Below are 12,336 nucleotides of genomic sequence, written 5' to 3'. Positions count from 1 at the left end.
CAAGATGCGTGCTCGATACAGGCCGATGTGGGGAGCAGGGCCATGGGAATATTGGAGATTCTGGGCGTCGCCGGCAGCCTCAGCCTGCTTGCAGGTTGGCGGCTGTATCTGACGATCCTGGCGACGGGCGTCGCCATGCACTTCGGGTGGCTGCCGCTTCCCGAGCATCTGAAGGCGCTGCAGATTCTGGCCAACCCCTGGGTTCTGGGCGTTGCCACGCTCGGGACGCTCGCCGAATTCTTCGCCGACAAGGTGGCGTGGGTCGATTCGGCGTGGGACATGATCCACAGCTTCATCCGCCCGCTCGGCGGGGCGCTGCTCGCGCTCGCGCTCGTCGACAGCTCGGACCCGACATGGCAGGTCGTCGCCTTCCTGCTCGGTGGCGGCGGCGCTTTGCTCAGCCACGGCGCGAAAGCGACGACGCGCGCGGTCGTCAACATCAGCCCCGAACCGTTCAGCAATGCAGCGGTATCGACGGGCGAAGACGTCGCGACCGGGGGCCTCCTGGCGCTCGCGATCGCCTATCCGCCGCTGGCGATCGTGATCGCGATTCTTCTGCTGATCGCCGCGATCATCGTGATCATTGCGCTGCGCCGCCTGCTGCGGAATATCAAGACGACGCTCAAGCGTGCTTTGGGCGACGAAGACACCTTGCCCGTCGACGGTTAGGGCAGCAATTCCTTGAGCGGCCTGTCGATGTCGGCAAGCTGCTCTGCCGTCGCGTGCAGGCCTGCGGTGACGATCATCCGCCCTTGGACATAATCTTTCGTCGCATTGACGCAGTCGAGCGCGATGACGCGGCCCGCCTTCAGATAGACGATCGAGAAGCTGCGGTTCGCGACATCGCCGCGCAGCACTGCCTGATCATGCCCGGTCGACAGCCCCGCAGTCTGAAGCTTCAGGTCATATTGATTCGACCAGAACCAGGGGATCGCATGATAGGGCGCTTCGTCACCGACGATGCCCTTGGCGACGACATTCGCCTGATCATTGGCATTCTGGACCGATTCGAGACGGATCACCGCGCCTTCGGCAAAGCCATTCTCGTGCGCGGCGCAATCGCCGATCGCATAGATGTCGGGCAGGCTGGTCTTGCAGAGCCGGTCGACGAGCACGCCGTTGCCGCCCTCGGCCCCCGCCGCGATCAGCGGCTGGGTCGCGGGCACGATGCCTATGCCGACGATCACCAGATCGGCCGCGATCACCTCGCCGCTCGACAGCCGCACGCCGGTGACGTGCGTATCGCCCTCGATCGCCTCGACATTGACGCCGAGGCGCAGGTCGACGCCATGGTCGCGATGTTCCTTTTCATAGAAGCGCGACAGTTCGGGCCCCGCGACGCGCGCGAGGACGCGGTCGAGCGCTTCGAGCAGCACCACCTTCTTGCCCGCCTTGCGCAGCACCGCCGCGGCTTCGAGCCCGATATAGCCGCCGCCGATCACGACGATCTGGCCCGCGGTCTCCGACGCCCTCTTCATCGCGTCGGCATCGGCGCGCGTGCGCACGCCCTGCACGCCGGGCAGGTCGCCGCCGGCGATCGGCAGCATGCGCGGGCTGCCGCCGGTCGCCCAGACGAGCTTGCCATAGCCGATCGTCTCGCCGCCGTCGGTCGTCACGCTATGCGCGACCGGATCGACCGAAACGACGCGCTTGCCGAGCAGCATCGCGACCTCGCGCTCGTCCCAATATTTCGCGGGGCGCAGCTGGATGCGCTCGAATTCCTTCTCGCCCGCGAAATATTCCTTCGACAGCGGCGGACGCTCATAGGGCAGTTCGGGCTCGTCGCCGATAATCGCGATGCTGCCTTCGAATTTCTGCGTGCGCAGCATGATCGCGACCTGCGCCCCGCCATGTCCCGCGCCCACGATCACCACGTCGTACTTCATAATCCCTCCGCTACGGCGCGCTCGCTTTTCGGGCGTGTCCCTTGCACGCTCGCCGCGAGGGCACAACAAAGATTGGCTATTCGGCCTGCACGATCAACTCGTCGCGTAGCGCTATCAAGGCCGTTCCCAGTGCTTCGATTTCGGCTTCGCTCCGCGATCCGGCGACGACCGAGGCCGACAGGCAATGACCCGGCGCGATGTCCGCTATGCCGACCGCGACGGTCCACACGCCACGATGCGTATAGCCCTGATCGACCGCAAAGCCGCGCGCCGCCGCTTCGTGCACTTGCCGGGCATAGAGGCCGAGCGGCAGGTCAGCCTGCCAGCGCACCGGTGCATAGCGGCGCGCGAGCTCGGCGTCGCCGACGCCCTGCACCGCCGCGATCGCCCGCCCCGCCGCGCCGCTGCCGAGCGGCTGGCGCTGGTCGTCGGCGAGACTCAGGCGCATTCCCGCGTCGCTTTCGGCGCGAACGACCAACTGCATGCGGTCGCGCGAGACGATCTTCCACAATCCCATCGCCGCTTCGGTGGCTTGCGCGAACCGCGCCAGCAACGGCTCGGCCCGATCGACAACCCGCGTCGCGCGGCTGCCGCGCAGCGCGTCGGCCACGAGCCACGCCGACGTCAGGCGATAATATTTGGTCCGTGCGTCGCGCTCGACCGCCTCTTCGGCGACCAAGGTTTTCAGCAGGTTGAGACAGCTTGACGGGCTGAGACCCAGATGGCGGCAGATATCCGACAGCGTCAGCGCGCCCGTTTCCGCGAGCAGGCGGAGAATGGCGAAAGCTTGCGAAACGGAGCGAACGGGGCCGGTCATCCTGCGCGATAATATTTCAACCTGATGAAAAATCAATTCTGAATGTTGAAATGATGCGCCCGAGCGCATATCGCGCTATCGACGAGTCGAACGGGAGAGAAGCCATGAGTGGATGCCTTGACGGAAAGGTCGTGGCGATCACCGGCGCCGGGCGCGGGATCGGCCGCGAACTCGCGCTGCATTGCGCGGCCGAAGGCGCCGCGGTGATCGTCAACGACCCCGGCGTCGCGCAATCGGGCGACGGCGGCGATGCCGCCCCTGCCGAAACGACCGCCAACGACATCGTCGCTGCCGGCGGCAAGGCGGCGGCGAATTTCGGCAATGTCGCCGATCCCAAAGAGGCCGCGGGCATCATCGAGGACGCCGTCCGGCGCTTCGGCCGCATCGACGCAGTGGTGAACAACGCCGGCATCCTGCGCGACACGATCTGGCACAAGATGAGTTACGAGGACTGGAAGAGCGTCATCGAGGTCAATCTGACCGGCGTCTTCAACGTGTCGAAAGCCGCGACGCCCTATTTCCGCGAGCAGCAGTCGGGCAGCTTCGTCCACTTCACCTCGACCAGCGGCCTGATCGGCAACATCGGCCAGGCCAATTATTCGGCGGCAAAGCTCGGCGTCGTCGCATTGTCGCAGTCGATCGCGCTCGACATGGCGCGCGTCGGGGTGCGGTCCAACTGCATCGCCCCCTTTGCGTGGAGCCGGATGACCGCGTCGATCCCGGCAACGACCCCCGAAGAGCAGGAGCGCGTCGCGCGGATCCAGGAAATGTCGGCCGACAAGATCGCGCCGCTCGTCGCCTATCTGGCGTCCGACCTGTCGAAGGATGTGACGAACCAGATCTTCAGCGTGCGCAAGAACGAGATCACGCTCTTTTCGAAACCGCGCCCCGTGCGGTCGATGGCAAAGCTCGAAGGCTGGACCGCCGAGGCGATCGCCAACGAGCTGATCCCAGCCTTTCGCCCCGCCTTCGCGCGCGCCGACGAAGTGTCGGCGCATGTCTTCCCCTATGACCCGATCTGAGGAACCAGCCATGAGCAACCCCGGCATGGACGCGGACGTCTTCGAACAGTTTCTCGAGCAGCTTCAGCGCTATGTGCGCGATCGCCTTGTCCCTGCGGAAAGGGAGATCATCGAAAGCGACGCGATCCCCGCCGACATCCTGTCCGAGATGCGCGACATGGGGCTGTTCGGCCTGACGATCCCCGAGGAGCATGGCGGCGCGGGCATGAACGTCAGCCAGTATATCCAGACGATCCACACGCTGTCCTATGCGATGCCCGCCTTCCGCTCGATCATCTCGATCAACATCGGCATGTTCGCCTCGGCGCTGAAGAATGGCGGGACCGACGCGCAGAAGGCCGAATGGCTGCCGCGCGTCGCCGCGGGCCAGATCGCGGCCTTCGGCCTGACCGAGCCGGGATCCGGATCGGACTCGGCGGGGCTGCAAACCACCGCGACGCAGACCGACAATGGCTGGGTCCTCAATGGCACCAAGCGCTACATCACCAACTCGCCCTTCGCGAAAGTCGGCCTGATCATGGCACGGACGAGCAAGGAAAATCTGCCCAAGAATGCGCATGTCTCCGCCTTCATCGTCCCGCTCGACGCGCCCGGCGTGTCGATCGGCAAGTCGGACAAGAAGATGGGCCAGTCGGGCAGCCATATCGCCGATATCGTGATGGACGACGTGCGCGTCGGCGGCGAGGCTCTGCTCGGCGGCGAGCTGGGCAAGGGTTTCGCCTTTGCGATGATGAGCCTCGACAACGGCCGCATGTCGGTCGGCGCCGCGGCGACCGCCTACGCCCGCCGCGCCCTCGACAGCGCGCTACGCTATGCGACCGAGCGCAAGGCGTTCGGCGAACCGATCGCGAACTTCCAGCTGATCCAGCAGATGCTCGCGCAAAGCGAGATCGACATCTATGCCGCCGAATGCATGATGGCGGACGTCACCCGCCGTGCCGACGCGGGCGAGAATGTCCTACGCAAGGCGGCGGCGTTCAAGGTCTTCGCCAGTGAAATGTGCGGCCGCGTCGTCGATGCCTGCGTCCAGGTCTATGGCGGCGCCGGCTATCTCGCCGAATATGACGCCGAACGCTTCTTCCGCGATGCTCGCATCTATCGCATCTACGAAGGCACGACGCAGATCCTCCAGCTTCAGATCGCCAAGCATATGCTGCGCGAGTTCGCGGCAGCGTGAGGGTGGCCGGGAATATACCGTCGCCCCCACGAAGGCGGGGGCCGCTGGAGGTTTACTCAGCGGTGAAGGGCAAGGCCGACAACGGCCCCCGCCTTCGCGGGGGCGACGGAACAGGCGATGTATAATCTCCTCACCGGCCTCTCCGTCATCGAGGCGTCGTCCTTCGTCGCTTCGCCCACGGCCGGTCTGTATTGCGCGCAGTTCGGCGCCGAGGTGATCCGCGTCGACCAGATCGGCGGCGGCCCCGATTTCCGGCGCTGGCCGGTGACCGCCGATAACAATTCGCTCTACTGGGAAAATCTGAACCGCGCGAAAAAGTCGGTCGCGCTCGATCTCGGCCGGCCCGAGGGGCGTGAGCTGCTTCAGGAGCTGGTGCGTGCGACCGGCCAGTTCATCACCAATTTTCCCGTCGATGGTTTCCTCTCGCACGCAAAGCTCGCCGAAGGCCGCGCCGACCTGATCACCGTCCGCGTGATGGGCTGGGCCGACGGTTCGCCAGCGCTCGATTATACGGTGAACAACAGCGTCGGCTATCCGATGCTCACCGGCAACGGCCCCGATCCGGTAAACCATGTCCTCCCCGCGTGGGATCTGCTCACCGGCGCTTATGCCGCTTTCGCGCTGCTCGCGGCGATCCAGCGGCGCAGCGTCGGGGGCGAAGGCGGCGAGGTGCGCATTCCGTTGTCGGACGTTGCGATCGGCACCGTCGCCAATCTGGGGGGCATCGCCGAGATACTCTATTCGGGCGAGAACCGCCCGCGGCTCGGCAACGCCGTCTATGGCCTGTTCGGCCGCGACTTCGTCACGCGCGACGGCGAGCGGACCATGGTCGTCGTCGTGACCCCGCGCCAGTGGGCGAACCTGATCGCCGCGCTGAACCTTGGCGATGCCGTTGCGGCCGTCGAAAGCGAACGCGGCGTGTCCTTCGTAAAGGACGACGGCCTCCGCTTCGATCATCGCGACGCGCTTTATCCGCTGTTCGAAAAGGCGATCGCAGGCCGCGACCATGCCGACCTTGCCGCCGCCTTCGACGCCGGCGGGATCGTTCATTCGGCCTATCGCACGATGGCCGAAGCGGTACAGGACCCGGCGCTCGTCGCCGACAATCCGATCTTCGGCGGCGCCGACAATCCCAGCGGATTCGCCTATCCGGCTGCGGGTGCCTTTTCGACGATCCCGCAGGCGACACGCGAACCCCCGCGCCCCGCCCCGCGCAACGGCCAGCACAGCGAAGAAGTGCTGACGACGCGCCTTTCGCTTTCCTCCGGCGAGATCGCCCGCCTGATCGATACCGGAATCGTCGGTGTCGGCTGAAATGTTCGCCTTCTCTCCGTGTGCCCCCGCGCAGGCGGGAGTCCATCACCGGTGTCGTCGTTTCTGCATAGCCGTTGGCGGAGAATGCAAAAGTCAGATGATGGACCCCGGCCTTCGCGGGGGCACACGATATTCATGTCTGGAGATTGAAAAATGACCCTGCGCCGCGCCGCCATCGTCGCCCCGATCCGCACCCCCGTCGGCAAGTTCGGCGGCTCGCTCTCGTCGATCACTGCCGGCGACCTGGGCGCCGTCATCCTGAAGGCGCTGATCGAGCGCACGAAGATCGATCCGTCGCGCGTCGACGACGTCGTCTTCAGCCAGGGCTATGGCAACGCCGAAGCGCCGAGTATCGGTCACTGGTCGTGGCTTGCCGCAGGACTGCCGCTCGAAGTGCCGGGCTATCAGCTAGACCGCCGCTGCGGTTCGGGCCTGCAGGCCGTGATCAACGCCGCGATGATGGTCCAGACGGGTATGTCCGACGTCGTCGTCGCAGGCGGCGTGGAATCGATGTCGAACGTCGAACATTATACGACTGACGTCCGCAAGGGCATCCGCGCGGGCAATCTCACCCTCCACGACCGTCTCACGCGCGGCCGCGTGATGTCGCAGCCGGTCGAGCGCTTCGGCGTCATCACCGGGATGATCGAGACTGCCGAAAATCTTGCCAAGGATTATGACATCAGCCGCGATGCGTGCGACGCCTATGCCGTGCGCAGCCACCAGCGTGCGGCTGCCGCCTGGGCGAACGGCCTGTTCGACGACGAGCTGGTGCCGGTTTCGGTGCCGCAGAAAAAGGGTGATCCCGTCCTTTTCGCGCACGACGAAGGCTATCGCGCCGACGCCACGCTCGAATCGCTCGGCAAGCTCAAGCCGCTCGAAGGCGGAGTCGTCACCGCGGGCAACGCGAGCCAGCAGAATGACGCCGCCGCGGCGTGCCTCGTCGTCGCCGAGGACAAGCTCGAAGAACTCGGGCTGGAGCCGATCGCCTGGTATCACAGCTCGGCCGCCGCGGGCTGCGACCCCAGCCGCATGGGCATCGGCCCCGTTCCGGCGGTCGAACGGCTGTTCGCGCGCAATGGGCTCGGCTGGAACGACATCGACCTTGTCGAACTCAACGAAGCGTTCGCGCCGCAAGTGCTCGCAGTGCTCAAGGGCTGGGGCTGGTCGGAGGGCGACAGCCGGAACGAGATCCTCAACGTCAACGGCTCGGGCATCTCGCTCGGCCATCCGATCGGCGCGACCGGCGGGCGTATCCTCGCCAATCTGACGCGCGAACTCGTCCGCAGGAATGGCCGCTACGGCCTGGAAACCATGTGCATCGGCGGCGGCCAGGGCATCGCCGCAATCTTCGAGCGCGCGGCTTGAGGATGTGCGGATCGATGAGCAACAGGCAGTCAAATTGAACCAGGCCCTTCCTCCCCCTCGTCACCCCGGACTTGATCCGGGATCCAGCTTCTTACCGTTGCTGAGCGGGACCCCGGATCAAGTCCGGGGTGACGATAGGAAATGACGATGCGGGCCGACCTGAACCGCGCCCTACTTGCCGCGCAGGCGTATCGCGACACCGCTCAGGCGGCGCTAGGGGCGCGACTTGAGCCTCGCGGCGGGAAAAATCCGTGTGTCCCCGCGAAGGCGGGGACCCAGCTCCCGCCGGCTCGAAATAGCACTGACCGGGGATCGACCCCCGCCGTCGCGGGGGAACACGAACCTGGGAAGACGTCGGCCCTCACGCCGATCGACAGCGAGCAACGCGCAGCGCACGGCTTCGCCTGGGTCGCGACCACAGTCGCCGCACTCGAAGCGACGCTGGCGTGGTGCGACGCCGGCCAGGACTCGAACGCGCTCGACGCCCAAATCACCACGCTCGCCTTTGCCGAGAGCGTCGGCCAGCTCGTCGGCGGATTGCCGATGGGCCAGAACGAAATCTTCCGCCCCGGCGACCTGGGCCTTGGCGGCGCCGCGCGAACGCTCGCCGATGCCTGCGCCGACCTGCTCGACGCCGACCATGCCGCGACGCGCGCCGCCGTCGCAGCCGCGCTGGCCGAAGGCCATTGGCCCAGCGAGACACTGCACGACCCCGACCTCGACGCGATCCGCGACCAGTACCGCCGCTTCACCGACGCGGCGATCATCCCGAACGCCCACGGCTGGCACCTTGCGAACGATCTGATCCCCGACGCGACGGTGCAGGCGATGGCCGACCTCGGCACCTTCGGCGTATGCATCCCCGAAGAATTTGGCGGGCTCGGCCTTGGCAAGCTCGTGATGTGCCTTGTCACCGAAGAGCTGTCGCGCGGCTGGATCGGCACCGGGTCGCTCGGCACGCGGTCGGAAATTGCAGGCGAACTGATCGTCCTTGGCGGTACCGAAGCCCAAAAGGCCGAATGGCTGCCGAAAATCGCGAGCGGCGAAATCCTGCCCACCGCGGTGTTCACCGAACCCGACGTCGGCTCCGACCTCGGCTCGCTCCAGACGCGCGCCCGACGCGACGGCGACCATTGGGTCATCGACGGCGCCAAGAACTGGATCACCCACGCCGCACGCTCGGACCTGATGACCTTGCTCGCGCGCACCGTGCCGGACGCCAGCGGCTACGCCGGCCTGTCGATGCTGCTCGTGCCCAAGCCGCGCGGGAGCGACGCCAACCCCTTCCCAGCGGCGGGCATGACCGGCAGCGAGATCGACGTACTCGGCTATCGTGGGATGCGCGAATATGCGCTGCAGTTCGACTCCATGACCGCACCCGCCGACGCGCTGCTCGGCGGCGAGGAAGGTCAGGGTTTCAAACAATTGATGCGCACGTTCGAGGGCGCGCGGATCCAGACGGCGGCGCGCGCAGTCGGCGTCGCCCGCCGCGCGCTCGAACTCGGGCTCGATTACGCGCTGACCCGCAAGCAGTTCGGCAGGGCGATCATCGCCTTCCCGCGCGTGTCGGACAAGCTCGCGATGAGCCTGGTCGATTTCGTCATGGCGCGCGAGCTCAGCTATGCCGCCGCGCGCGCCAAGGATTCGGGCAAGCGCTGCGATATCGAGGCGGGGATGGCCAAGCTGCTCGGCGCGCGCGCCGCCTGGTCGAACGCCGACGCCGCTTTGCAGATCCACGGCGGCAACGGCTATGCGCTCGAATATGAGATCAGCCGCATCCTGTGCGACGCGCGTATCCTCAACATCTTCGAGGGCGCGGCCGAAATCCAGGCGCAGGTGATCGCGCGCGGGCTGACCGGGGGGCGCAATTGATGCGTGACGAACCGACCAACGCATGGGCCGCCTGGATCGGCCGCGAGAACGTCCGCCACGATCATGTCGAGCCCGGCGCATTCAACCGCTGGCTCGCGACGCTCGACCGCGCCGCGCCCGCCGACGGTTGTGTGCCGCAGGCGTATCACTGGTGCCTCTGCCTCCCCGACGCCCCGACCGCGATCCTCGGCGCCGACGGTCATCCGGTGCGCGCCGACAGCGACGACAGCTTCCTGCCGCCGATCGCGCTGCCCCGCCGCATGTGGGCCGCAAGCAAGGTCGAATTCCTCGCGCCGCTGCGCCCCGGCCAGTCGGTGATCCGCCGCTCGCGCGTCGTATCGATCACGCAGAAGCAGGGCGGCTCGGGCAAGCTCGTCTTTGCCGAAGTGGCCCACGAAACGCACGGCGACGGCAGTCTGGCCGTGCGCGACATCCAGTCGATCGTGTTCCGTGAACCCGCCCCCGCCGGCGCTCCGCCTACGCCGCCAGCAGCGGGCGGCGACACGTTCGATCCGTCCGAATGGGACGCGCACCGCCTGCTCGTCCCCTCCGAAGCGTTGCTGTTCCGCTACTCGGCGCTGACCTTCAACAGCCACCGGATCCATTATGATCTGCCCTATGCGACCGGCGCGGAGGGGTATCGCGGCCTCGTGGTCCACGGCCCGCTCACCGCGACGCTGCTTCTCGACCTCGCGGCGCGCCATTTCGGCGACAATATATTGAAATCATTCGATTTCAGAGGGACCTCCCCCGCGGTATGCGGCGAAGAGCTGCATTTGACGCTCCGCGGCTCCTTCGCAAACATCGAACTCGGCGCCTTCGCAAGCGACGGCCGACAGGTCATGGCCGCCTCAGCCGCGATCTGAACCAAGCAGATCGGATCAGCGCGCGCGCTCGATCTCGGCAGCCAGCATCTCGACCAGCCTCGCTGCCGCCATCGACCGCGCAAGCGGCGCGCCCTGCCCCGCCCATTGAGCGCCAAAACCATGTTCGCCCTGCGCTATTGCCGCCGCGTTGAGCGCTTTGCCAAGGTCATAAGCGATGGGATAGTCGGGGACGTCGCTTGGATGCACCGTGGCGCCGAGCGCGGCGAAGCGGTTGGGCAGCCCGCGCGCCGGGCGGCCCGAAATCGCGCGGATCATCGTTGTGTGGCGCGCTGCGTCGCCCGTCATCGCCGCGCGATACGGCGCGTTGGCAAGACTCTCGTCGGTGGTGACAAAGGCGGTGCCGAGCTGTGCCGCCACGGCACCGAGATCGAGCGCCGCCACAATCCCCTGCCCGTCCATCATCCCGCCCGCCGCGATCACGGGAACCTCGAGTGCGGCGACAAGCATCCGCGTCAGAGCCATTGTGCCGAGCCGATCGTCGGACGCGTCGGGGTCGAAGACGCCGCGGTGGCCACCAGCCTCCCAGCCCTGCGCGACAATCGCGTCGACGCCTGCGTCGGCCGCAGCGCGCGCTTCGTCGAGGCTGGTTGCCGAGGCGAACAGGATGATCCCGGCTTCGCGCAGCGCGCCGATCACAGGCGCGGGCGGCACCCCGAAATGAAAGCTGACCACGCGCGGCCTTTCCTCGACCAGCATGGACAGCATCGCGTCATCAGCAACGAAGCTGCGGTAGATTTCGCGGAGTTCGGCGGGCGGTTCGGCCCCATATTCGGCGAAGACAGGGCGCAGGCGTTCGATCCATGCCGCTTCCTTCGCCGGATTGGGAACGGCCGGGCGATGGCAGAAGAGATTGACGTTGAACGGCGCCTCGGTCCGCGCCCGCACCTCGGCGATCATGGCGCGCGCGCCGTCGGCATCGGTCGCCCCGACCGCGATCGAACCCAGCGCGCCGCTGTCGCTGACCGCCGCCGCCATTGCGGGTGACGACACGCCCGCCATCGGCGCCTGAACGATCGGCAGCCGGATACCGATACGCGCCAGCAACGGATCGCCCATCATCGGTTCAGGGCCGTCGCAGCAATGAAACCGTGCCGTGGCCGCCGTCGGCGCAGACACTGACGATCGCCCACGCGCCCGACGGCATCGCGTGCGCCGCGGCTGCGAGCGCTCCGCCGCCGCGGCCAAAGGGCGTGCGAAGCCCGGACTCGACATAAATCTTCTGGGCGAAACGCTGCATGATCAGTCTCCGAAAGACAGCGGCGGCACCGCCGCGCAATGGGATATTGGAAGGCACCGACAGGCGAACAAGGGCAATGCAGATCGCGCACACCCGATTGCCGACAGCGCGGCAGGCTGAAGCCGTCCTGCGCGGGCGCGGCGGCTAACGCCTGATCGGGACTGGTGCACCCGACAGGATTCGAACCTGTGGCCCCCAGATTAGGAATCTGATGCTCTATCCTGCTGAGCTACGGGTGCACGCCGGGTCCGTGTAGCGGCGGCGGCCGTCAAAGGTCAATCGGCGGCGCTCAGTTCAGCGCGTCGGGCGGCGCGATCGGCACCAGGAGCGGCATGGCGGCGATGCCGTCGTCGCGCAGCGCCTGCGCTTCGTCGGGCGACGCCTGGCCGTGAATCAGGTCTTCGGCGGCGCGCCCCTCGTGCATCGCGCGCGCCGCGTCGGCGAAATCGCGGCCAACCCATCGCGACCGCGGCAGCATCTCCGCCTGTTTTGCAGCAATTTCAGCAAGCACCTTGCGCACCAGTTCCGGGCTCGACTCGCCGGGGGTTTCGGCCGATGCGGGAGCGGGAGCAACGACCGCCTGGTTCGACTTGGCGCCGACGCGCGGCGCCATCACCGCCTTTTTCACATCGGCGTCGCCGCACACCGGGCACGCGATCAGCCCGCGCACCTGCTGGTCCGCAAAGCTCTCGCTGCTCGCGAACCACGCTTCAAACCGGTGATCGCCGGTGCAGCAAAGATCGAATACAATCAAAG

12 protein-coding genes and 1 tRNA gene are annotated in these 12,336 nt (G+C 66.8%); 7 read left to right on the top strand and 6 right to left on the bottom strand.

Going from position 1 to position 12,336, the window contains the following annotated elements:
* Positions 1-42 precede the first annotated feature (42 nt).
* On the top strand, positions 43-669 hold the full coding sequence (locus ACO055_RS18005) for a DUF4126 domain-containing protein (protein ID WP_422060216.1): 627 nt from the start codon (positions 43-45) through the stop codon (positions 667-669).
* On the opposite strand, the gene ACO055_RS18000 is transcribed toward ACO055_RS18005, so the two are convergent.
* Together ACO055_RS18000 and ACO055_RS17995 are read right to left on the bottom strand one after the other, a co-directional pair.
* Positions 666-1,886, bottom strand: coding sequence for an NAD(P)/FAD-dependent oxidoreductase (locus ACO055_RS18000; RefSeq protein ID WP_422060215.1), 1,221 nt, complete (start codon positions 1,884-1,886; stop codon positions 666-668). The genes ACO055_RS18005 and ACO055_RS18000 overlap by 4 nt on opposite strands.
* A gap of 76 nt (positions 1,887-1,962) precedes the next feature.
* Positions 1,963-2,703 carry an IclR family transcriptional regulator gene (locus tag ACO055_RS17995; protein WP_422060214.1) on the bottom strand — a complete coding sequence of 247 codons (741 nt, stop codon included), beginning with the start codon at positions 2,701-2,703 and terminating at the stop codon, positions 1,963-1,965.
* A gap of 104 nt (positions 2,704-2,807) precedes the next feature.
* Here ACO055_RS17995 and ACO055_RS17990 point away from each other — a divergent pair, with 104 nt between their 5' ends.
* The 6 genes from ACO055_RS17990 to ACO055_RS17965 all read left to right on the top strand — a co-directional run bounded on the left by ACO055_RS17990 (position 2,808) and on the right by ACO055_RS17965 (position 10,322).
* Positions 2,808-3,725, top strand: a complete 918-nt coding sequence (locus ACO055_RS17990) for an SDR family NAD(P)-dependent oxidoreductase (RefSeq protein WP_422060213.1) — start codon at positions 2,808-2,810, stop codon at positions 3,723-3,725.
* A gap of 10 nt (positions 3,726-3,735) precedes the next feature.
* Complete coding sequence (locus ACO055_RS17985; RefSeq protein ID WP_422060212.1) at positions 3,736-4,902, top strand: acyl-CoA dehydrogenase family protein; 1,167 nt, start codon at positions 3,736-3,738, stop codon at positions 4,900-4,902.
* A gap of 117 nt (positions 4,903-5,019) precedes the next feature.
* Complete coding sequence (locus ACO055_RS17980; protein WP_422060211.1) at positions 5,020-6,216, top strand: CoA transferase; 1,197 nt, start codon at positions 5,020-5,022, stop codon at positions 6,214-6,216.
* A 153-nt stretch (positions 6,217-6,369) separates the two neighbouring features.
* Positions 6,370-7,584, top strand: coding sequence for an acetyl-CoA C-acetyltransferase (locus ACO055_RS17975; protein ID WP_422060210.1), 1,215 nt, complete (start codon positions 6,370-6,372; stop codon positions 7,582-7,584).
* 147 nt (positions 7,585-7,731) lie between these two features.
* Positions 7,732-9,456, top strand: coding sequence for an acyl-CoA dehydrogenase family protein (locus ACO055_RS17970; RefSeq protein ID WP_422060209.1), 1,725 nt, complete (start codon positions 7,732-7,734; stop codon positions 9,454-9,456).
* Positions 9,456-10,322, top strand: a complete 867-nt coding sequence (locus tag ACO055_RS17965) for an FAS1-like dehydratase domain-containing protein (protein WP_422060208.1) — start codon at positions 9,456-9,458, stop codon at positions 10,320-10,322. The genes ACO055_RS17970 and ACO055_RS17965 overlap by 1 nt, the downstream gene beginning before the upstream one ends.
* A 15-nt stretch (positions 10,323-10,337) precedes the next feature.
* On the opposite strand, the gene ACO055_RS17960 is transcribed toward ACO055_RS17965, so the two are convergent.
* The 4 genes from ACO055_RS17960 to ACO055_RS17945 form a co-directional block, all read right to left on the bottom strand.
* Positions 10,338-11,402, bottom strand: a complete 1,065-nt coding sequence (locus ACO055_RS17960) for an NAD(P)H-dependent flavin oxidoreductase (protein ID WP_422060207.1) — start codon at positions 11,400-11,402, stop codon at positions 10,338-10,340.
* Between the two features lie 4 nt (positions 11,403-11,406).
* On the bottom strand, positions 11,407-11,580 hold the full coding sequence (locus tag ACO055_RS17955) for a hypothetical protein (protein WP_422060206.1): 174 nt from the start codon (positions 11,578-11,580) through the stop codon (positions 11,407-11,409).
* 162 nt (positions 11,581-11,742) lie between these two features.
* Positions 11,743-11,819 (bottom strand) — tRNA-Arg (locus ACO055_RS17950).
* A 50-nt stretch (positions 11,820-11,869) separates the two neighbouring features.
* Positions 11,870-12,334, bottom strand: a complete 465-nt coding sequence (locus ACO055_RS17945; RefSeq protein ID WP_422060205.1) for a DUF1178 family protein — start codon at positions 12,332-12,334, stop codon at positions 11,870-11,872.
* Positions 12,335-12,336 lie beyond the last annotated feature (2 nt).

The sequence above is a fragment of the Sphingopyxis sp. genome (genome assembly GCF_965227415.1).
Taxonomy (GTDB): domain Bacteria; phylum Pseudomonadota; class Alphaproteobacteria; order Sphingomonadales; family Sphingomonadaceae; genus Sphingopyxis.
Note: the sequence above shows the minus strand (reverse complement) of the source record. Positions and strands in the feature narration are given on the sequence as shown.